Annotated in this window: 16 protein-coding genes; 15 read left to right on the top strand and 1 reads right to left on the bottom strand. The window is 66.8% G+C overall.

All coding sequences use genetic code 11. The annotated features are described in order from the left end of the window. The first annotated feature begins 16 nt into the window (after positions 1 to 16). Both SACE_RS23935 and SACE_RS23930 read left to right on the top strand, forming a co-directional pair. Entirely contained in the window at positions 17 to 664 is a 648-nt protein-coding gene (locus SACE_RS23935; protein WP_009948824.1) for a bifunctional 4-hydroxy-2-oxoglutarate aldolase/2-dehydro-3-deoxy-phosphogluconate aldolase, read from the top strand. Then, positions 661 to 1,632, top strand: a complete 972-nt coding sequence (locus tag SACE_RS23930) for a sugar kinase (RefSeq protein ID WP_011874517.1) — start codon at positions 661 to 663, stop codon at positions 1,630 to 1,632. The genes SACE_RS23935 and SACE_RS23930 overlap by 4 nt, the downstream gene beginning before the upstream one ends. Before the next feature lie 375 nt (positions 1,633 to 2,007). On the opposite strand, the gene SACE_RS23925 is transcribed toward SACE_RS23930, so the two are convergent. Next, positions 2,008 to 2,964, bottom strand: a complete 957-nt coding sequence (locus tag SACE_RS23925; RefSeq protein WP_009948826.1) for an AraC family transcriptional regulator — start codon at positions 2,962 to 2,964, stop codon at positions 2,008 to 2,010. 82 nt (positions 2,965 to 3,046) lie between these two features. Here SACE_RS23925 and SACE_RS23920 point away from each other — a divergent pair, with 82 nt between their 5' ends. The 13 genes from SACE_RS23920 (at position 3,047) to SACE_RS23860 (ending at position 19,400) form a co-directional block, all read left to right on the top strand. Further along, a complete protein-coding gene (locus SACE_RS23920) occupies positions 3,047 to 3,901 on the top strand; it encodes an NAD(P)H-binding protein (RefSeq protein WP_021341523.1) in 855 nt (284 codons plus the stop codon). Between the two features lie 42 nt (positions 3,902 to 3,943). Then, a complete protein-coding gene (locus tag SACE_RS23915) occupies positions 3,944 to 4,189 on the top strand; it encodes a putative antibiotic biosynthesis monooxygenase (protein WP_009948829.1) in 246 nt (81 codons plus the stop codon). A gap of 440 nt (positions 4,190 to 4,629) precedes the next feature. Continuing rightward, complete coding sequence (locus SACE_RS23910) at positions 4,630 to 5,109, top strand: hypothetical protein (RefSeq protein WP_231849744.1); 480 nt, start codon at positions 4,630 to 4,632, stop codon at positions 5,107 to 5,109. 84 nt (positions 5,110 to 5,193) lie between these two features. Beyond that, on the top strand, positions 5,194 to 6,945 hold the full coding sequence (locus SACE_RS23905; protein ID WP_143538197.1) for a cation:proton antiporter domain-containing protein: 1,752 nt from the start codon (positions 5,194 to 5,196) through the stop codon (positions 6,943 to 6,945). Positions 6,946 to 7,312: 367 nt separating this feature from the next. Next, entirely contained in the window at positions 7,313 to 8,485 is a 1,173-nt protein-coding gene (locus SACE_RS23900; RefSeq protein ID WP_021341521.1) for an acyl-CoA dehydrogenase family protein, read from the top strand. A gap of 514 nt (positions 8,486 to 8,999) precedes the next feature. Next, positions 9,000 to 9,599 carry a flavin reductase family protein gene (locus SACE_RS23895; RefSeq protein ID WP_009948833.1) on the top strand — a complete coding sequence of 200 codons (600 nt, stop codon included), beginning with the start codon at positions 9,000 to 9,002 and terminating at the stop codon, positions 9,597 to 9,599. Between the two features lie 68 nt (positions 9,600 to 9,667). Then, positions 9,668 to 11,338: an NAD(P)/FAD-dependent oxidoreductase gene (locus tag SACE_RS23890; RefSeq protein ID WP_011874512.1), complete on the top strand. Its 1,671-nt coding sequence runs from the start codon at positions 9,668 to 9,670 to the stop codon at positions 11,336 to 11,338. A 183-nt stretch (positions 11,339 to 11,521) separates the two neighbouring features. Then, on the top strand, positions 11,522 to 13,012 hold the full coding sequence (locus tag SACE_RS23885; RefSeq protein WP_009948835.1) for an aldehyde dehydrogenase family protein: 1,491 nt from the start codon (positions 11,522 to 11,524) through the stop codon (positions 13,010 to 13,012). 51 nt (positions 13,013 to 13,063) lie between these two features. Next, positions 13,064 to 14,722 carry a class I adenylate-forming enzyme family protein gene (locus tag SACE_RS23880; protein WP_009948836.1) on the top strand — a complete coding sequence of 553 codons (1,659 nt, stop codon included), beginning with the start codon at positions 13,064 to 13,066 and terminating at the stop codon, positions 14,720 to 14,722. Beyond that, positions 14,719 to 15,354 carry a TIGR03086 family metal-binding protein gene (locus SACE_RS23875; protein ID WP_231849742.1) on the top strand — a complete coding sequence of 212 codons (636 nt, stop codon included), beginning with the start codon at positions 14,719 to 14,721 and terminating at the stop codon, positions 15,352 to 15,354. Before SACE_RS23880 ends, SACE_RS23875 begins: the two co-directional genes overlap by 4 nt. A gap of 313 nt (positions 15,355 to 15,667) precedes the next feature. Further along, positions 15,668 to 17,419 (top strand): non-ribosomal peptide synthetase, encoded by a 1,752-nt coding sequence (locus tag SACE_RS23870; RefSeq protein ID WP_231849741.1) that lies wholly within the window; start codon positions 15,668 to 15,670, stop codon positions 17,417 to 17,419. Continuing rightward, complete coding sequence (locus SACE_RS23865; RefSeq protein ID WP_308196714.1) at positions 17,419 to 18,186, top strand: thioesterase II family protein; 768 nt, start codon at positions 17,419 to 17,421, stop codon at positions 18,184 to 18,186. The genes SACE_RS23870 and SACE_RS23865 overlap by 1 nt, the downstream gene beginning before the upstream one ends. After that, positions 18,183 to 19,400, top strand: a complete 1,218-nt coding sequence (locus SACE_RS23860; RefSeq protein ID WP_009948841.1) for a cytochrome P450 — start codon at positions 18,183 to 18,185, stop codon at positions 19,398 to 19,400. Before SACE_RS23865 ends, SACE_RS23860 begins: the two co-directional genes overlap by 4 nt. Positions 19,401 to 19,423 lie beyond the last annotated feature (23 nt).

Here is a 19,423-nt window from a genome sequence, read left to right as displayed (position 1 = left end):
AGAAAGGACAGACCTCATGAGCCAGCGTCAGAGCTTGCCGCGACGGACGGCCGCCTCGCGGCTCGTCGTGGTGATCCGCGGCGAGCGCGCCGAGGACTACGTGCCGGTCATCGACACGATGGTCGAGGAGGGGGTGCGGAGTTTCGAGCTCACGCTGACCACTCCCGGGACGATCGCCGCGCTGCCCGGGCTCGTCGAACGATACGCGGAGACCGCCGACATCGGTGTCGGCACCGTGACCAGGCCTGGAGACGTGGACGCTGCCGCCGAGGGGGGAGCGCACTACCTCGTCACGCCGGTCTCCGATCTCGCCGTCGTCGACCGCGCCCTGCAACGCGGCATCGCGATCGTCCCGGGTGGACTCACTCCCACGGAGCTGTTCTCCACCTGGGACCGTGGCGTGTCCGCGGTGAAGGTGTTCCCCGCGGGCCAGGTGGGTCCCGGATACCTGAAGGATCTGCGTGGTCCGTTCCCGGATCTGTCCGTCATCCCGTCTGGCGGGGTGGACCTCGAATCGGCGCGGGCGTGGCTGGCGGCCGGTGCGGCGGCGGTCAGCGTCGGTGGTCCGCTGCTCGGGGACGCGCTGAAGGGCGGCGAACTCGGTGCGCTCGGGCGACGGGCACGGCGGTTCGTCGAGGTGTGCGCGGGGAGTGGAACCGAATGACGGCCTCTCGGGTTGTGACGCTGGGCGAGACGATGGGCTTGCTCACCGGCGGGCGCATCGGCTCGCTCGCGCACGTGTCCGAAGCGCATGTGGGCATCGGTGGCGCGGAGACCAACGTCGCCGTCAGCCTGAGCAGGCTCGGGATCGCGGTCACCTGGATCGGCCGGGTCGGAGACGACTCGCTGGGGAGACGGGTCGTGCGCGAGGTCCGCGGCGAGGGCGTCGACGTGCGGGCACAGGTCGACCCCGAGGCGCCGACCGGCCTCATGCTCAAGGAGCTCACGGGGCCGGGGACCTCGCGGGTGTACTACTACCGTGCGGGTTCCGCCGGTTCGCGGCTGGCAGCCACCGACGTGCCCGCGGGTCTCGTCGAGAGCGTCGGGCTCGTGCACCTCACCGGTATCACTCCGCTGCTGTCGGACTCCGCGCGCGAGGCGTGTCTTTCCGTCGTGCGCCGGGCGCGGGCCGCCGGGGTGCGCGTGAGCGTCGACGTGAACTACCGGTCGACGCTCGCTCCTGCCGAGGTCGCCGCGCCGGTGCTGGGCGAGCTCGTCGAGGAGGCCGACCTCGTGTTCGGCTCCCCGGACGAGCTGGCGTACGTGGTTCCCGGTGGCGTGGCGGATGACTCTTCGGCGATCGACGAGCTGGCCCGCGCCCTCGACCCCACGGGCGGGCGCGAGATCGTCGTCAAGCGCGGCGCCGACGGTGCGTCGACCTACGCCGAGGGCACGGTGGCCCACGCTCCTGGCCATCGCGTCGATGTCGTCGACACGGTGGGAGCGGGCGATGCGTTCGTGGCCGGCTACCTCAGTGGCGACGTGCAAGGCTGGAGCGTCGAGGAGAAACTCGCCCGGGCGAATGCCTGTGGCGCCGTGATGTGCACGACCCCCGGCGACTGGGAGGCCGCCCCGACCCCTGCCGAGATCGAGGCATTCTTGGGCGCCGACGTCGACCCGGTCCAGCGCTGAGGCAGCCATCCCTGACAGCGACTATGGCAGCGCACTATCAGACCGAGGCCGAGGTCGGTGCGGTGCTGCCGGATCGGGTAGCAGCGCGTTTGTGGTGGTCACTGGACGTCGGCGGGTGGTTGTTACCGGCATTCGACGACATCAGGAGACGTGAACCGGACTTGTCTCCCGGATCACGAGACGTGCCTGCCGTAATCGAGGCGCTGCGACGGCTACCGGAAATCCTCACCTTGCCCCTGGCCCGCAGCTGCTACTGCTTCTAAGGACCTGGCTGAAGAGTTCCGGGCTCGAAACGAGCTGACCGAGACACCTCGGGAGGCATCGGAACACCGGAAGCACCCGGTCGGCGCCGATGATCTTGATCCACGACCGCGGTCATGTCCGGTCGCGGTGGTGTTGCGGACTGATACCGCGGGCTCGTTTGAAAGCGGCGCTGAGCGCGAACGCGCTGCCATAACCGACCCGACGGGCTACGGTGTCGATCGTGGCGTCCGACTCGACGAGGAGATCGGCGGCCCGGTCGATTCGCCACTGGGTGAGGTACGCCTTCGGTGGCATGCCGACGAAGTCGGTGAAGCGGCGGGCCAACGTCGCTCGGGACACCCCGGTCTGCCGGGCGAGCGCGGCCACCGTCCAGGGATGGCCGGGGTTGCTGTGTATGAGTCGCAGGACGGGCCCAACGACGGGATCCCCGTTGGCTCGGAACGAGGCAGGCGCATCGGTATCGGGCCTGGTGAACCATTCGCGGAGGATGGCGACCAGCAGGAGATCCAGAATTCGTTCGAGCACCAGATCTTGGCCGGGCTCGTTTCGCACGGTCTCCTCTGCGAGTAGCGAGACCAGCGCGGATTCGACGTGGGCGGCACTGGGGATGACCAGAAACGGCGGCAACGCGCTGAGCAGGCGTGTGGCGCTCTCGCCCGGTCCCTGGCACTTGCCGATCAGCAGCACCGACGAGTCGTCCGCGCCGTCGTCGCAGTTGCGCATGCCGTTGATCCAGGTGCGCACACCCATGTCCGCGGCCTCGGGCAGCTCCGCTCCCGCCGCGGTCGTCCGTCGGGGGCCGGGCTGAACGACCACCTGGGTCGGCGTGCGCGGATCGTCGGCGAAGGTGAACGTGTCCGGGCCACGCATCACCGCGATGTCGCCCGCGTCCAGTCGCACCGCATCGCCGGTGCTGGGTACGACCCAGGGCGTCCCTCGCAGGATCGCCACCACGTTGAGCGGCGCCCTGTCCCGCACCTGCACCGACCACGGTGGTTTCAGGATGGAGCGCAGCACGAACGCTCCCCTGGCCCAGGTTCCGTCGAGCAAGATCGACAAGGGATCCATTGGCGCAGTATAAGACGCACCATTATGGGCCTGCGAGCCTTGAACATGGCCCGCAATCGGGCATCCCGGTAGATTGCGGATCATGACAGCGACTGGACCGACAACACTAGTCCTCGCGGGAACAGGCAAGACCGGACGCAGGGTCGTGTCCGGGCTCACCGCTCGTGACGTGCCGGTACGCGTTGGCTCACGGCGTGCTGACCCGCCGTTCGACTGGGAGGACGACACCACGTGGGAACCCGCGTTGCGAGGAATGGACGCGGTTTATGTGGCCTACTACCCTGATGCGGCGTTCCCCGGTGCGGCCAGGGCCGTGGGTGCCTTCGCGGACCGCGCGGTGGCTTGCGGCGTCCGGCACCTCGTCCTGCTTGCCGACCGCGGTTCGGCCGAGGCCGAGCGGTGCGAACAGGCGGTGCGGGACTCGGGCGCGGAGTGGACCATCGTGCGGGTCGGGTTCATCACGCAGAACTTCAGCGAGGCGTTCCTCGCGAATCTGGTCAAGGCCGGTGTGGTCGCGCTTCCGGCCGGCGACGCCGCGGAGCCGTTCACCGACGCGGAGGACATCGCGGACGTCGCCGTCGCCGCGCTGACCGAGAGCGGCCATGCCGGCCAGATCCACGAGATAACCGGGCCACGACTGCTCACCTTCGCCGATGCCGTCGGCGAGCTGTCGAAGGCGACCGCCAGGGAGATCCGTTACCTTCCGGTCACGCCCGAGCAGTTCATCTCGTCGCTGACCGAACGAGGTGTGGCTGCCGAGTACGCGAAGCAACTGGCCGGCCTCATGGTCGAGGTCTTCGACGGCCGCAGGGCCCAGGTGACCGACACCGTCCAGCGCGTTCTCGGCCGCCCGCCCCGCGACTTCGCGGATTATGCCCGTGAAACGGCCGCAACCGGAGTCTGGGATGCCCCTGCTCAGTCCTCTCGTGAAGCCTGACTTGCTCGGGAAGCCGGGGCACAGCAGCTCGCCAGGCCCGACATGAGCACCGGCGGCCACGGCCCGCACCGCCTGCGTCAGATGTTCGTCATGTGGCTGTCGATCTACCCGGCCCTGACCCTCGCGTTGTGGCTCTTCGAACAGTTCGGCTTGTCGCAGCTCGCCCTGCCGCTGCGCACGCTCGTCTTGACCGCCGTACTCGTGCCCGCCATGGTCTACGTACTGATCCCCGGGGTCACGAACGCGCTCAAGCGCGCGAGGCGGGTCAAGTCATCGGCGCAGTCGTGATGCGCCGAGCTCTCATCGGATACTCGGTCCACCCGTAGCACCAGCGACGTACCACGAGCCGATCCCTGTACCGCCTCAACACTCGATACAAACGCGTGATCAGGTATTTCTCCGAGCCGACCATGCTGCCTGTCGTGCTCGACGATCACGTCACCGAGGGAGTCAGGGCCGCCGGACGGGGGCATTGCGGGCGACAACCGTGGTCGTGGTCTTGAGCGAGACCCTGGTGTCGTCGATGGTTGTTCCGGGACGAACGACAGCGGGTTCGGCGACATCTCGTGAAACGAAGACGAGAACGACAACCAACCGGACCCCCTGAGCACGTTCCTTCTCGTGCAATCCGGCAAATCACGAGTGCCCTGCATCACCGACGCCAGGACCGGGGAAGGTGACCTGTAATGTCCGAATCAAACCATCGCCGGGTACGTCCGATTCTGTACGTGTCATCGACAGCCGTTCTCGCTGCTGTGCTGGGAATGGGTGTGGTCGCCGACCAGACCGGGGCAGGACCCGAGTCCCTCCAGGCTGACGGCTCGATCACGAGTCGGACCATCAAAGGACCTGCGTGCAAGTCGCCGGTTGGCAGATGCTTTGTCGCCACCTTCGAGGGAACTCTCGAAGGGCCTGCCGAGTTCGTGGCGAACAGCGTCAAGCAGACTCCGCAGCCGGGCATGATTTTGATCAATGGAAACTTCGTCATCCACGACAAGCGCGGAGATATCACCTGCATCGAGGACTCACTGCTCAACACTGCTCCGGGAAGCGATGGTGAGCCGGATGGTGAGTTCGTCTTCCTCTGTGAGATCACCGGTGGCACCGGGAAATGGGCCGGTGCCACCGGCCACCTGCAGGCCACCGGGAACTTGCAGGGAATGGAGGGCGCAGCTCGCTACATCGGAAAGATGAACGTCAAGGAGTAGCCCGGGTGCTGAAGTAGTCCGGCCCGCCACCGGGCGAGGCATGGCGAACGCAGATCAGTACCTGCCTCCAGGTGCGACAACCGGATGTTCCTTCCCCGTTCGTCGATCGAGCGCATGAGGAATGCTCATGCGCAGCGGTGGCGCGCGACGAGGGAAGAGAATCGTGCTGGGATTCTCGGCCGCTCGAACATCGACCCGCGGGCGCCGCCCGAGTACGGTGTGGGCATGGTGCCGCCGGGTGCGTCGGCGGGATTCGAGTTCGGTCAGTTCGAGCTGCAGGAACTATGGGCAAAAGGTCCGAGCAAGCAGACCGAGACCAGTCCTTTGCTGGTTGTTCGTGTTCAACACAGGTCAAATTTCCATTCGCCACAGAATGCGGGGCCCAGCAGCGTGTTGGTGAACGAGCAAGATGGGGCAGGACATGAGGCCGCGACCAGCTACCGCAGCCATCGTGGAGGTCGGCGCATTCTTGTGGCGATCGCAGGAGCGCTGATCCTGATCGGGCCGGTCGTGGTGGGGAGTTCCGTTCTGCCGCGGACAGTCGCGGACGTCGGCCACATCGACCCGCTCGCGCGGTTCTTGATCGCGTTGGCGTCGATCGTCCTGCTCTGCCACCTCATGGGAGGGCTGCTGCGGAAGCTCGGTCAGCCTGGCGTGATCGGGGAGATTCTCGGGGGAATCGTGCTGGGACCGTCGGTCTTCGGGGCGCTGTGGCCCGGCGGCCGAGCCTGGATGTTCCCGCCGGAAGTGGTGGCAGCACTGGAGATGGTGGCTCAGCTCGGGCTGGTGACCTTCATGTTCGTGCTCGGCTGCGAGATGCATGTGCACCATGCACGTGTTCACCGCAAGGCCGTCGGATGCGTCGTCGCAGGCGGCATCGGTCTACCCTTCGCCGGCGGGGTGGCCGTTGCGGCGCTGGCGCAGCCGGTGCTCGCCGGACCGGTCCCGCAATCGATGACCTATCTGCTGTTCTTCGGCCTGGCGGTGTCCATCACGGCGCTTCCCGTGCTGGCGAGGATCCTGGTCGACCTGCAGTTGGACGGCCAAAGGCTGGGTGTGGTCGCGCTGACCTCCGCGGCCATCAGCGACGGCATCGCATGGCTGGCCTTGACTGTCATCCTCGCCGCCACCGGAACCGGCGGCACTGGACAGGTCATCACCACCGCAGGCCTCGCCGCTTCGTTGACGGCCTTCGTCGTGCTCTGCGTCCGCCCGACGTTGGCCTGGGTGTTCCGGTATGCGACGCGGTACCAGGCCGCCGACCAGCTTCTTCTTCCGCTGTTGCTGTCCGGCGCGATCGCGTTCGCCGCCGCCACCCACCTCATCGGCCTGCACCCGGTGATCGGAGCTTTCCTCTTCGGCCTCGCGGTTCCCCGCGGATCTGCCGTGGTAACGCGGATCAGTCGTCAGTTGCACGGATTCACGGTGCTCGTCCTGCTGCCGTTGTTCTTCGCGGGCGTAGGCCTGAGTACCTCCCTCGGGCTACTGGGTGACTCCCCGGAACACTGGTTGCTGTTCGGCGTGGTGCTGCTCGTCGCCATCGTCACCAAGTTCGCCGGGGCGGCTGGGGCGGCCCGGCTTGCGGGAATGCCGTCGAATGACGGGTTGCGGCTCGGCGCCCTGATGAACTGCCGCGGTGTCACCGAGCTCGTCGTGGCCACGATCGGCCTGCAGAGTCAGATCATCAACGCTCTGGGCTTTACCGTCCTCGTCCTGGTGGCACTGATCACCACGGCGACAACCGGACCGTTGATGCAGGTGTTCGCCCCGCGCCGGGCGAACCAAGATCTGCAGGACGAGCCGAGTGTGCGTGAGCCCGACACCCGAGTCGGATGACTGGCCCGGAGGGAAATTGCTCAGCGCTCCCGGACTGGCCACGCTGACCTCTTCAACGGCGCGATCGTGCGGTCGTCAAGCTCGGTGATGCTCTTCATCGACGTGGCGGCCGAGACGATCCGTGTTCGACATTCTTCCGGCCCAGCTCGCCTGGATTGAGCTCCGGTAAATGGGCCAGCAGGAAGAACAGCTGCAGCAGGCCGCGGCCGCCTCGGCGAACTCGCGGATTCTCCTGAAGAAGAAGTAGGTAGGCGATCGGGGATCAAATAACCATCTTGCGTTTCTGCATGAATACCGCGTGAGAACGTATGGTATAGCCGTGAGGAACAGGAGATTCGTAAGGAGAACCATGCCGACTGGAGACGCTATGAGCAGCTCGTCGATGAGCGTTGTGGACGAAGCGCACGCGGCGCCGCGTCGCACGGACTGGGTGGCCCTGGCACGCGAAATCGGGCCGGCGTTCGCGGAACGAGCGGTGGACTACGACGAGAGGGACGAATTCGCTGCCGAAAACTACGCCGAGCTGAGGGCGCACCGTTTCTTCTCCGCCGGTGTGCCGACTGAGTTGGGTGGCGGCGGTGCTTCGCACCCGGAGCTGAGTGCCATGCTGCGCGAGCTGGCCCGTCACTGCGCTTCTACCGCGCTCGCGCTGTCGATGCACACCCACCTCGTCGGCACGGCCGTGTGGCGCTGGCGTCAGGGAGAACCGGTGGAGCCGTTGCTGCGGCGCGTCGCTGAAGACGAGGTCGTCCTGGTCGGCACCGGGGCTTCGGACTGGGTCGACTCCTCCGGCACGGCCAAGAAAGTGGAGGGTGGCTACCGCGTCACCGGGCGCAAGGTCTTCGGCAGCGGCTCTCCCGCCGGCACGCTGCTTCTCACCAGTGCGGTGTATGAGGATCCTGCGGAGGGACCGACCGCGCTGCACTTTCCAGTACCCATTGCCGCAGAAGGCATGACCGTGCTGAACAACTGGCGAACCATGGGGATGCGCGCGACCGGCTCCAACGACATCCTGCTCGAGGATGTCTTCGTGCCGGAGAGCGACGTCTGGCTGCGCCGTCCAACGGGCCAGTGGCACGCCTTCTTCACCATCGTCGCCGCGATCTCGCAGCCGCTGATCATGTCGGTTTACACCGGTCTCGCGGAAGCCGCCTCGGATATGGCGCTCGGCATCGCGCGCAAAAAAAGCAGGAGAGGACTCGACCTCAATCTGCCGTACCTGCTCGGCGAGATGGAGAACAGCTTGGTGACGGCGCAGCTCGCGGTGCAGAACTTGGTGGACCTGTGCGACGACTACGCATTCGAACCGACCGTCGCGACCGCCGACGCCACGATGGTCCGCAAGACAATCGCTGCCAACGCCTGCGTCCGAACTGTGGAGAAGGCGCTCGAGGTGGCAGGTGGGGGCGGCTACTTTCGCGGCTGCGGGCTGGAGCGCCTGCTGCGCGACGTACACGCAAGCCGGTACCACCCTCTTCAAGAGAAACGTCAGCACCTCTTCACCGGCCGCGTCGCTCTGGGGTTGGACCCGGTAGGTTAGTCGTGTGTCGCTTCGCGTCCGAGCATGGAGAACCGAGAGGGATCCGTGATCCGACCCGGAAGACCGCCGCTTTCGCCGCCCCTTCACGACGGACCATCGGTATGAGGTGTCGGGTGGTCGACTGTGTAAATTGCCCAGTCGACCACCAGCAAGGGTAGGACAGGACGGTTCAGGGCCGCCGCTGTGCAGCTCCGCGCGGGTCGAGCAAGGCTGGAGAGCTGTTGAGCGAGAAGATTCCGCCGGCCTGATCTTGACGAGATGTAACGCAGGAACATAGATTTTCATCGCGCGCTGGGTCGATCGCATTACAAGTGGTCCGCCGGCGCGGAAGCTGCCGCTGTCATCACCAGCGATCGCCTGCCATGGGAAACTGCGATACCGCACAAGCCATACTCCGGTACCTGAAGCGATTGAAGGACAGACAGGGAAGACCCGCGACGGTTCACGCGTGGCTGAATACTGATATCAGGTGCTTTCTTCGACCGCCGTCCCTTAGTGCCGAAGAGGAGAGGTCATGCCGTCAGAGCACCCGGCTACCCCCGGCGAGCCCAGCATCGTCTCGCTCGACTCGATGAAGAACGACATGCAACCGGTCGACATCGGTACCTTTCGTGCGATTATGGGAAGCCTGCCGACCGGCGTTTGTGTGGTCAGTGCGATCGACAAGGAGGACGAGCCGCGTGGGCTGACCTGCAACGCGGTCTGCAGTGTGTCCCAGGAACCACCGCTGGTACTGGTATGCGTCGACCTGCTGAAGGAAAGTCTGCACGCACTGCGCGACAGCGGTGGATTCGTGGTCAACGTACTGCGCGAGGATCGCAGCCGGGTGTCTCAGTTGTTCGCTTCCCCCTCCGCCAGCAAGTTCGACGGAGTCTTCTGGGAAGCGAGCGAGGTGCTCAAATTACCGATGCTGACCACCGACGCGCTCGCGTACGCGGAATGTCGCATCGTGGCCGACCTCCAGGTCGGCGATCACGCCATGCTGGTCGGCATGATCGTAGGCGGTGAGCCCCCGCTGGGCGGTCGTCCGCTCATGTACTGGCGTCGTGGCTACTCCAATTGGCCGGAAGCAGCGATTCCGAACGGGATGGGGAGGCCGACCAACAGCGCCTGATACCGACAACACGTCAATGTGTCCATCTTCTCGGCCGGGCACCACAATCGTGGACGGAGTATGAAACGGTGAACACACAACGCCACAGCAACGACAAGACGCCCTACGACGTCGCGATTCTCGGTACTGGTATCGGCGGGTCGATGCTCGGCGCCATCCTGGCCCGTCACGGTGCCAAGGTACTGCTGATCGATGCCGGCCAGCACCCCCGGTTCGCCATCGGTGAGTCGACCATTCCCTACACTCTGCTCACCCTGCGGATCCTCGCTGATCGGTATGACGTGCCAGAGATCAAAGCGTTGGCGACCTTCACCGACACGAGCCGCACCATCGGGAACACCTTCGGCGTGAAGAAGCACTTCGGCTTCCTGCTGCACCACGAGAACGAGCCGCAGGACCCACGAGAGGTCAGCCAGTTCAACACACCCGGGCTGCTGCACGAGGCCGCACATCTGCACCGGCAGGACACCGACGCCTACCTGTTCCACGTTGCGATTCGCTATGGCTGCACGGCGCGGCAGAACTGCCGGGTGGCCGAGGTGGAATTCGACGACTCAGGCGTGACCCTCGAGACGGTCAACGGCGAGCAGTTCCGCACCCGTTATGTGGTCGACGCGAGCGGTTTCCGCTCACCCTTGGCCGAGAAGTTCGGGCTGCGGGAGGACCCGTGCAGGTTCAAGCACCATTCACGGTCCCTGTGGAACCACATGCTCGACGTCACTCCAACGGACAAGGTGCTCGACCGCCCGCGCGAGCACCGGCCGCCGGTGCCCTGGTATGAAGGCACTGTCCACCACATGTTCGAACGGGGCTGGTTCTGGGTCATTGCCTTCGACAACAACAAACTGTCGAGCAACCCCCTGTGCAGCGTGGGCCTGACCCTCGACGAACGCCGGTACCCCAAGCCCACCGACATCTCACCGGAGGAGGACTTCTACCGGCACGCCGCACGGTTCCCGGATGTCGCCCGGCAGTACGAGGGGGCCAAGCCGGCGCGGGAATGGGTTTCGACGCCTCGGCTGCAGTACTCGTCGAGCCACACCGTGGGTGACAGGTGGTGCCTGCTCGCGCACGCGGCCGGCTTCATCGACCCGCTGTTCTCCCGCGGTCTGTCCAACACCGCAGAGGCGGTGAACTCGCTGTCCTGGCGGCTGATACGCGCTGTCAAGGACGACGACTTCTCCGCCGAGCGTTTCGAGTACGTCGACCGGTTGCAGCAGCGCCTGCTCGACCACAACGACGAACTGGTCAACGCAGCCTTCATCTCCTGGTGCGACTACGACCTGTGGACCGCGGTGTTCCGCGCCTGGGCGAGTGGGACCAATGCAGGCAGCTACCGGTTGTCCAAGGCCATCACCGAGTTCGCCAAGGACGGCCGCGACGAACACTTCATGGCCTTGGAGGAACCGCCGCACCTGGGGTTGTACTGGCCGGACCACGACGGTTTCGCCAAGTTCTTCGAATCCATGGTCAGCCAGTGCGACCTGGTTGAGCAGGACATGCTCAGCCCGCGGCAGGCAGCCGACAACATCTACACCCAACTGCGCGAGGCCGACTTCGTGCCCAAGCATTTCGGTTTCGCTGAACGGGGACAGCGCTTCATCAACCCCACGCCGATGCGGTTCATCAAGACCGTGCGGTGGGCAATGCGTGAAGGCGACCCCAAGCTGCGCGGACTGATCATCAACAACGCCAAGGAGGCGCTCAAGGCTCGGGTCAAGGGACAAAAGCTGTACTAGCCGCGGCGTGGACCGATGATCGATCGTCCGTGCCAGTCGACGATGTGAGCACCAGGATCCAGGTACCGAGCGCCGGCTGAACTTCGGCGCCGCCTGGTTCCTATGGGGCGACCTGTTTCCTGCCGGCGAACCCCTACCCCGACCCCCGAAGTCGAATTCGACTGCGCGACACGGGAGGACGCAATGATAGCGGCCACCTCCGCCAGGACCGTCAGCTCGCAGTGGATTGGTGGCGAGTGGGTGCCCTCCGACGCCGACGACGGTATCGCCGTCATCGACCCGAGTGATGAAAGCACCGTGGCGACAGTGCCCGCCGGCACCGCCACCGATGCAAGGCGCGCGGTGGCGGCGGCTCGTGCCGCTGCCGACTCATGGGCGCGAACCAGCGCGACGGAACGGATCCGATTCCTGGAACGGTTGGTAGCCGGCCTGAAGGCCCGGGCGGACGAACTCGCCGATTCGATCACCACCGAAGCCGGTGTGCCCACCAGGGTGGCACAGCGGGCCCAGGTCGGCCTGGCCATCGAGATCGCCGAGTCCTTTGCGGACATCACCGCGAAGTTCGAATTCGAACGAAGGGTCGGCAACTCTCTGGTGGTGCGCGAGCCGGCCGGCGTGGTCGTGACGATCACGCCGTGGAACGTGCCGTTGCTGCTGAGCCTGCAGAAGATCGTGCCCGCGCTGATGGCCGGCTGCACCGTTGTCCACAAGCCCAGCGAGCTCGCCCCGACGAATTCCTACCTGCTCGCCGAAATCATCGCCGAATGCGACTTGCCGCCGGGGGTGTTCAACCTGGTGGTCGGTGAGGGCGCGGTGGCGGGTGCGGAGCTGGCCGGCCACCCCGAGGTGGACCTGGTGTCGTTCACCGGTTCGGTGCGCGCCGGGCGTGAGATCGGCCGACAGGCAGCGGAGCAGATCAAGCGGCTCCACCTGGAACTGGGTGGCAAGAGCGCGAGCATCGTGCTCGAGGACGCCGACCTGGAGCCCGCGGTGCGCGCCACGGTGGATCAGGTCTGCTTCAACACTGGCCAGACATGCCTGCAGTGGAGCCGGCTGCTGGTGCCGTCGCACCTTCAGCAGCAGGCACTGGAGCTGGCGGGGGAGATCGCCGGTCAGTACAAGGTCGGCCCGCCGAGGGATCCCACCACCGACCTCGGCCCGTTGGTCTCGTCCGCCGGTCTGGAGCGGGTGCGCGGACACATCCGCACCGGCATCGAGGAAGGCGCCCGGCTGGTGGCCGGGGGAGCGGAGGTGGTGGAGGGACTGCAGGCCGGTTACTACGTGCGGCCGACGGTGTTCGGCGACGTCACGGAGTCGATGAGGACAGCCCGCGAGGAGATCTTCGGTCCGGTGCTGTCAGTGCTGCCCTACGACGGGGAGAAGGAGGCGATCCGGATCGCGAACGCCACTCCGTACGGGCTGCACGGCGCCATCTGGTCAGGTTCGTCGGACCGCGCGCAACGGGTGGCCAGGCAGGTGCGTACCGGGCAGTCGGACATCAACGGAGGTGCATTCAACATCCTGGCACCATTCGGCGGGATGAAGCAGTCCGGCATCGGCCGGGAATGCGGCGTCGAGGGACTGGACGGGTTTTGCGAACTCAAGTCACTCCAGTTTCCTGACCGCTCGGCCAAGCTGGTCGGTCCGCACCTGCGTGACGAGAAGCAGCCATGAGCCCAGGCGAACGCTTCAGCTACCGAACTCGGCCTTCGAGGAGTACATACGATGAACCTGAACAAGAACGGATCTGGCCGAGCCGACGACGGATTTGTTCGGCTGGGTGGACTGTGGCATTCCACGTTTCGGCGGCTTCTCAGCGGAAAAGGTCTCTGGCTCGGCGAGATCTTCAGCAACGCTGCGCGCAGGCACCCCGGGACCGAAGTCGAGCTCGACCGTCCGTTGCAGTGCTTCGCCGAGCGCGGGCTGCACTTCACGGTCACGCAGCTGTCCGAGCTGGTCGACGAGCTGGCCGCGCGGCTGGGGGCGGCCGGGGTTCGGCCGTCCGAGCGGGTCGCGATCTACAAGACCGACAACTTCGACATCGTGCTGCTGGCCTGCGCGGCTGCCCGGATCGGTGCCGTGCCCGCCTTGCTGTCGCCGGCTCTGGACGGGGAAGTGGTCGCCAAGCTACTGGACCGGATCGGCCGGCCGTGGCTGATCACGGACGGTGACACGCTGGACGGCGAGCTGCGGGAGGTGCCGGTCGCCGACATCACTCGGGCGGTCCTGCTGTCCGCGGGAGCGTCGCGGCCGGACGCGATCTCGCTGAGCTCGCACACCGGTGCACCTCGGCGTCAGCCGGTGCGTCAGCGCCCGCGCGACCCGATGGTGATCACGCACAGCTCGGGTACCACCGGACTACCCAAGCTGGCCGTGCATTGCCCGGAGGGTTTCTGGCACCGGCAGGCTCCGCAGAAGCTCATCGCCTGGCCGATCCGCGGCCGGGAGAAGGCCGCGCTGAGCATGACTCTGGTACACGCCCGGTTCTACATGGCACTGGAGATGTTCCTGAACCGGGGAAACTCGATGGTGGTGGCCGTCGACCCGGACCCGGCGAAGATCGGCCCACTGCTGGTGCGGACCCGGCCGGGATTCCTGGAGACCCACCCCAACACCTTCGTCGACTGGGAGGTCCTGGCCGATGCGCCCGGCGCACCGCTGTCCAGCGTGCGCTTCTTCAACGCGGCGTTCGACGCGATCCACCCGAGGACGATCAGCCGGATGCTGAACGCGTCCCGTCGGTCCCGACCCCTGTTCTTCCGGTTCTACGGCCAGTCGGAAATCGGTCCGGTGTCGGGCTACTGGTACACGCGGCGCAGCGCCCCCAACGCCGTCGGCCAGTGCGTGGGTTTCAAGCTGTTCGGCTTCATCTCGATGCGCATCGTCGGCCCCGACGGTCGTCGGCGGCGCGCCGGCCAACCCGGTCACATCGAGGTGCGCGGCCCGAGCGAGATCCTGACCTACCTCGGCGAGGAGGAGCGCTACGCCAGGGAGGTGCACGACGGCTGGTGGCGGATGGGCGACATGGGCTATCTGGATCGATGGGGCCGGCTGTACCTGCGCGACCGGGAGGTCGACCAGATCGAGTCGATGAAGAGCACCCTGGAGACCGAGGACCTCCTCATGTCCAGGTTGGACGAACTGCGCGAAGTGGTGATCGTGGCCGGGGTACGCGGCCAGCCGGTTCCGGTGGTGGCGACGACGGGAGAGCAGCCATTGGACGAGGAGCGTTGGCAGCAGGCGACCCGGGACCTGCCGACGATGGCGCCGGTGGTGCAGTGCCGGCACGAGCAGTTGCCCTACACGGCGACGCGGAAGGTCCGCAGGCGCGAGCTCACCCGCCTGCTGCGGGAGGGAGGCATCGCCGACAACCAAGCGCAGTGAGCGATCCGAAGCGGTCTGACAACGAGGGGACTCAACGTCGCATGGATTTGCGGGCGTCGAACCGCCGGGCGCTGGCCCTGGTCAGTGAGCTGATCGCCGCCCTACGGCCAGAACAACTCGGCCTGCCCACGCCGTGCTCGGCATGGACCGTGGGCGACCTGCTGCGCCACATGATCAGCCAGAACAAGCGATTCGCGGCCGCGGCCAGGGGAGAGGATGCCGACGCAGCCTGCCCGTTGGACGGCGGCGAGCTCGGTGACGATCCGGCGGCGACCTACCGGGACTCCGCTGACCTGGCCGTCGCGGCGTACCTGGTCGAGGACATCGCCGGCCGACGGATGGTGCTGGAGGAACTGCCGGGACCGCTACCCGCGCTGGTCGCGATCAGCTTCCACTTCACCGATTCCCTGGTGCACGGCTGGGATGTGGCAAGGTCCATCGGGGTACCGTTCCAGCCGCCGGACGAGCTGTCCGGCGCCGCGCTCGGGATCGGGTCCCGGATTCCCGACGGGGCCCGCGGGCCCGGGGGAGCGTTCGGCCCGGCCGTCGAGCCCGTTTCCAGCGCCGGCGATTTCGATCGACTGCTGTGTCTGGTCGGCCGCGACCCGTACTGGGCTTCCCCGGTCACATGAGGTGGCGGGTCGGTCCGCGTCGGCCCCGCAGAATGCTGGATTCCCGCTGACCGAGCCCGGAGTTTTCACACCGGAACGCGCCCTGGTTCTTGTGAACATCCGCCGGGTATTCAACGACTTGTTGTCAAGGCGCTTTGCGTCGAACCACGTGTCCTTGTTCGCGACTGAACTGGATCGTTCGAAACCGATGACAGGATCATGCTGGTGGGTTTGTGTCAGCTCGCATGTTCGGTACATTTGATCCGCTCGCGGAATTTCTTCCGGTTGTGCGAGTTCATCAGTGGGACGGCACTCGCGTGCTCAAGGAGAGCAAATGCGGCAATTTGCGGAATATTCTTCGGTTGTGTCCGGAACCGACCGATTGGCCGATGCGGTGTCGAAGTGGGCAGAACGCAGTGGCGCGCGAACTGCTGTCCGCGCGTTCGACGGCGTCCTCAGTTTCGCTGAACTGGAGGATCGGACGCGGATGCTCACCGGCAAGTTGGCGGCCGAGGGGGTTGGCCCGCAGACCTCTGTCGGGCTGTTGCTGGGCAGATCCCGGCTCGGGCTGCCCGCCCTGCTCGCCGTCTGGTCGCTCGGCGCCACAGCGGTGCTCATCGATGAGCGGCACCCGGTGGACCGGGTCAACTTCCTGCTGCGCGACGCCGGCGCACAGCTGCTGTTGGCTGATCAGCTCCCAGCAGGTGCGGCACCGCGGCGGGTCCGCACGATCAGCTCAGAGGTCACCGGTGCACAGCCGGCCGACCCGGTGACGCCGAATCCGGACGACTGCGCCTACATGGTCTATACCTCGGGCACCACGGGCTGGCCCAAGGGCGTGGAGGTGACTTACCGCAACCTCGGGATCTTCCTCGACGCGCTCGCGAGCCTCGAACTCGAGCCAGGCGGCATGGGCGTCAACGCGGTCTCTCCCGCGTTCGACGGCTGGCTGTGGTGCACGCTGCTGTACCTGCTGCACGGACAGGGCATGGCAGTCATCGACCTCGCGGCCGAAGAAGGCTCCGGCGACCTGTCCGCGCTCGTCGCCGAGCACGAACCGACGACCGTGTGCCTCACCCCGACCCTGGTGTCGGCTCTGGAGCCGATCCCCGCCGCGGATGTGGTCGTGGTAGCCGGCGAGCCCTGCCCGCCGAGCCTGCTCCCCCGGCTCTCCCACGTCCCTCGCGTGCTCAACGTGTACGGCCCCACCGAGACGACGATCGCTGCAACCTGGGCCGACAGCGCCCACGGCGACGACCCGGCGACCATCGGCCGAGCGCTGCCCGGCTACCTGACCTATGTGCTGGACGGGAACGGCCGGCCGGTCGAGCGTGGCACCGAGGGCGAACTGTACGTCGGCGGCCCCGCGGTGGCCCGCGGCTACTGCAACCGTCCCAGCCTGACCGAACAGCGGTTCCTGCCCGATCCGTTCCTGGGCGGCGACGCCCGCATGTACCGCACCGGTGACCTGGTCCGGGAACGAGCCGACGGGCAACTGGAGTTCCGCGGCAGGGACGACGAGCAGGTCAAGGTGCGCGGCTTCCGCGTCGAGGTCGGCGAGCTCGAGAGGGCCGCCCAGGGCATCGACGCCGTGCAGGCGGCCGCCGCGTACGTGATGTCCAACGGGGACAGCCTGGGCCTGGCCGTGACCACAGCGCCCGGTACGGATCAGGCCGAGTGCACGAAGCAGGTCCGCGAACATTGCGCCTCCCGGTTGCCCGACTTCATGGTGCCTTCGGCGGTGGAAGTGGTCAGCGTGCTGCCGGCGCTGCCTACCGGCAAGATCGACCGGGCGGAGCTGGCTCGGACTTCCCGCGTGGTGACCACAGGACAGGCCCCTGGCACCGAACGCGAACACCAGGTCTGCGAGGTCTGGAGCAGCCTGCTGCCGCATCCCGTCCACGACGTCACGGCCAATTTCTTCGAGCTCGGCGGCCACTCGCTGCTGGCTGCACGTGCGGTCGGAGCCCTTCGCCGGCGCACCGGACTGCCGGTGTCGGTGAAGCATCTGCTGGCCGAGCCGACCGTCGCCGCGCTAGCCCGCGAGTTGGATCTGCTCGCGCTGGCCCAGTCGGGAGACTCGTGATGGGTGGCTCCTGGCTGGTGCCTTGGCATCCACGCCCCGACGAGCATCCACTGCTGGTGTGCATGCCCCCGGCGGGCGCGGGATGTGGGCAGTTCGGAGCGTGGCAAACCGCGTTGGGCGACGACGTCTCAGTCGTCGGGGTTCAGCTGCCGGGCCGGGAAACCCGATGGGCGGATCCAGAACCGTCCACGATGGGGGAGGCGGTCGAGGCGGTGGTGGCCGAGTTGACCGGCCTGGTCTCCACCGGCCACCCGACAGTCCTTTTCGGACACAGTTTCGGCGGGCTGCTCGCCTACGAGGTCGCCGGATCGCTGTGGCGGCAGTGGAGAACCTGGCCGCGCGCCCTCGTGGTGGCGGCGTGCAAGCCGCCCAGGGAGTGGGTCGGCGCGGGCCGGGGCCTGGCCGACGACGAGGACGAGCTGACCGATCTGCTTGACGCCCGCGGGCTGGAAGCCGAGGACATGGACGAGGACAGCCGGGAGTTGATGCTCGAAGTCCTGCGGCAGGACGCCCGGTTGTCGCTCAGCTTCGCCGAACCCGACCAGCCGGTGGTCGACTGCCCGCTGGAGGCGTGGGGTGGTCGGGACGACCTCACCGTCTCGCACGAGCATGTGGCCGACTGGCGGGACTACGCGGGCGGTGAGTTCCAGGAACGGCTGTTTCCCGGTGGCCACTACTTCTGCCTGGAGACGCCTGCTCCCGCTCTGGAACTGCTGCGCTCGATGGCTTGTCAGTCGCCAATCGACACGAAGGGAGGCACGCTGTGATCCAAGCGCCGACAGTGGACCTCACCGACCCCGAGCTGTTCTCCAGCAACAGGTTCTGGGAGGTGCTGGCCTGGTTGCGGGCCAACGACCCGGTGCACTGGCACCCGGATGCCGAGGGTTCCGGCTTCTGGGTCGTCACCCGCTATGACGACGTGACCGCCGTCTACGCCGACGCCGAGACGTTCAGTTCCCGGTTCGGCATGCGGCTCGGCAGCAATGACGACGCGGTATCCGCGGTGTCGCAGCGAATGCTCATCGTGTCCGATCCACCCGACCACACCCACCTCAAGCGAGTCCTGTCCAAAACCTTCGGTGGCAGCGAGATGTCCCGCCTGGAAGGGCTGGTGCGGGACGTTGTGCGAGAGGTGGTGGCCGACGCCGTCGAGGCGGGCGAGACCGATTTCCTCGATGTGGCCAAGCTGATCCCGAACTACGTCGTGTGCGCGGTCATGGACCTGCCCCGCGAGGACTGGGCCTGGGTCGGCAGGACGACCACCGACGCGTTCGAGGGCGAGGACGAGGAGACCCGCAGCGGCGCTCACGGCGAGATCTTCCTCTACTTCGACGACCTGCTGCGGCAGCGCCGGGGCGGCTCCGGCGAGGACTTCATCAGCCGGGTGGCGCGCGATCGGCGGGCCACCGACGTGCCCGACCAGGACCGGCTGCTCACCGATGAGGAGATCGTCTTCAACTGCAACGGCGTGCTCGCCGGCGCCAACGAGACGACCCGGTACTCGACTGCCGGCGGAGTGCTCGCCCTGGCGGAAAATCCCGACCAGTGGCGGAAGCTGCGCGAAGGCGGCGCGGCCGCGATCCCAGCCGCCGTCGAGGAGATCTTGCGGTGGACGGTGCCGGGCGTGCACGCACTGCGCACCGCAACTCGGCCGGCCACCATCCGCGGCCAGTCGATCGGAGTCGGCGACCGCGTCACCATCTGGAACGTCTCGGCCAACCGGGACGAGGCCGTGTTCGCCGACGCCGACAGTTTCGTGGTGGATCGCTCGCCCAATCGCCACATCACCTTCGGCGCCGGTCGCCACCTGTGCCTGGGTGCCCGGCTGGCACGACTGGAGCTCTCCGCTTTCCTCAGCGAGCTCCTCGACCGGGTCGAGGAGATCGAGCTGTGCGGAGAACCGCAGTACAACGCCTCCAACTTCACGTGGGGACTTCGCGAACTACCGGTACGGCTCGTGCGGAAACAGAAAGTGCCCTGAGAAGATCGCAGATTGGAGACAGC

It is taken from the genome of Saccharopolyspora erythraea NRRL 2338, from assembly GCF_000062885.1.
In the GTDB taxonomy this organism is placed as follows: Bacteria; Actinomycetota; Actinomycetes; order Mycobacteriales; family Pseudonocardiaceae; genus Saccharopolyspora_D; species Saccharopolyspora_D erythraea.
Note: the sequence above shows the minus strand (reverse complement) of the source record. Positions and strands in the feature narration are given on the sequence as shown.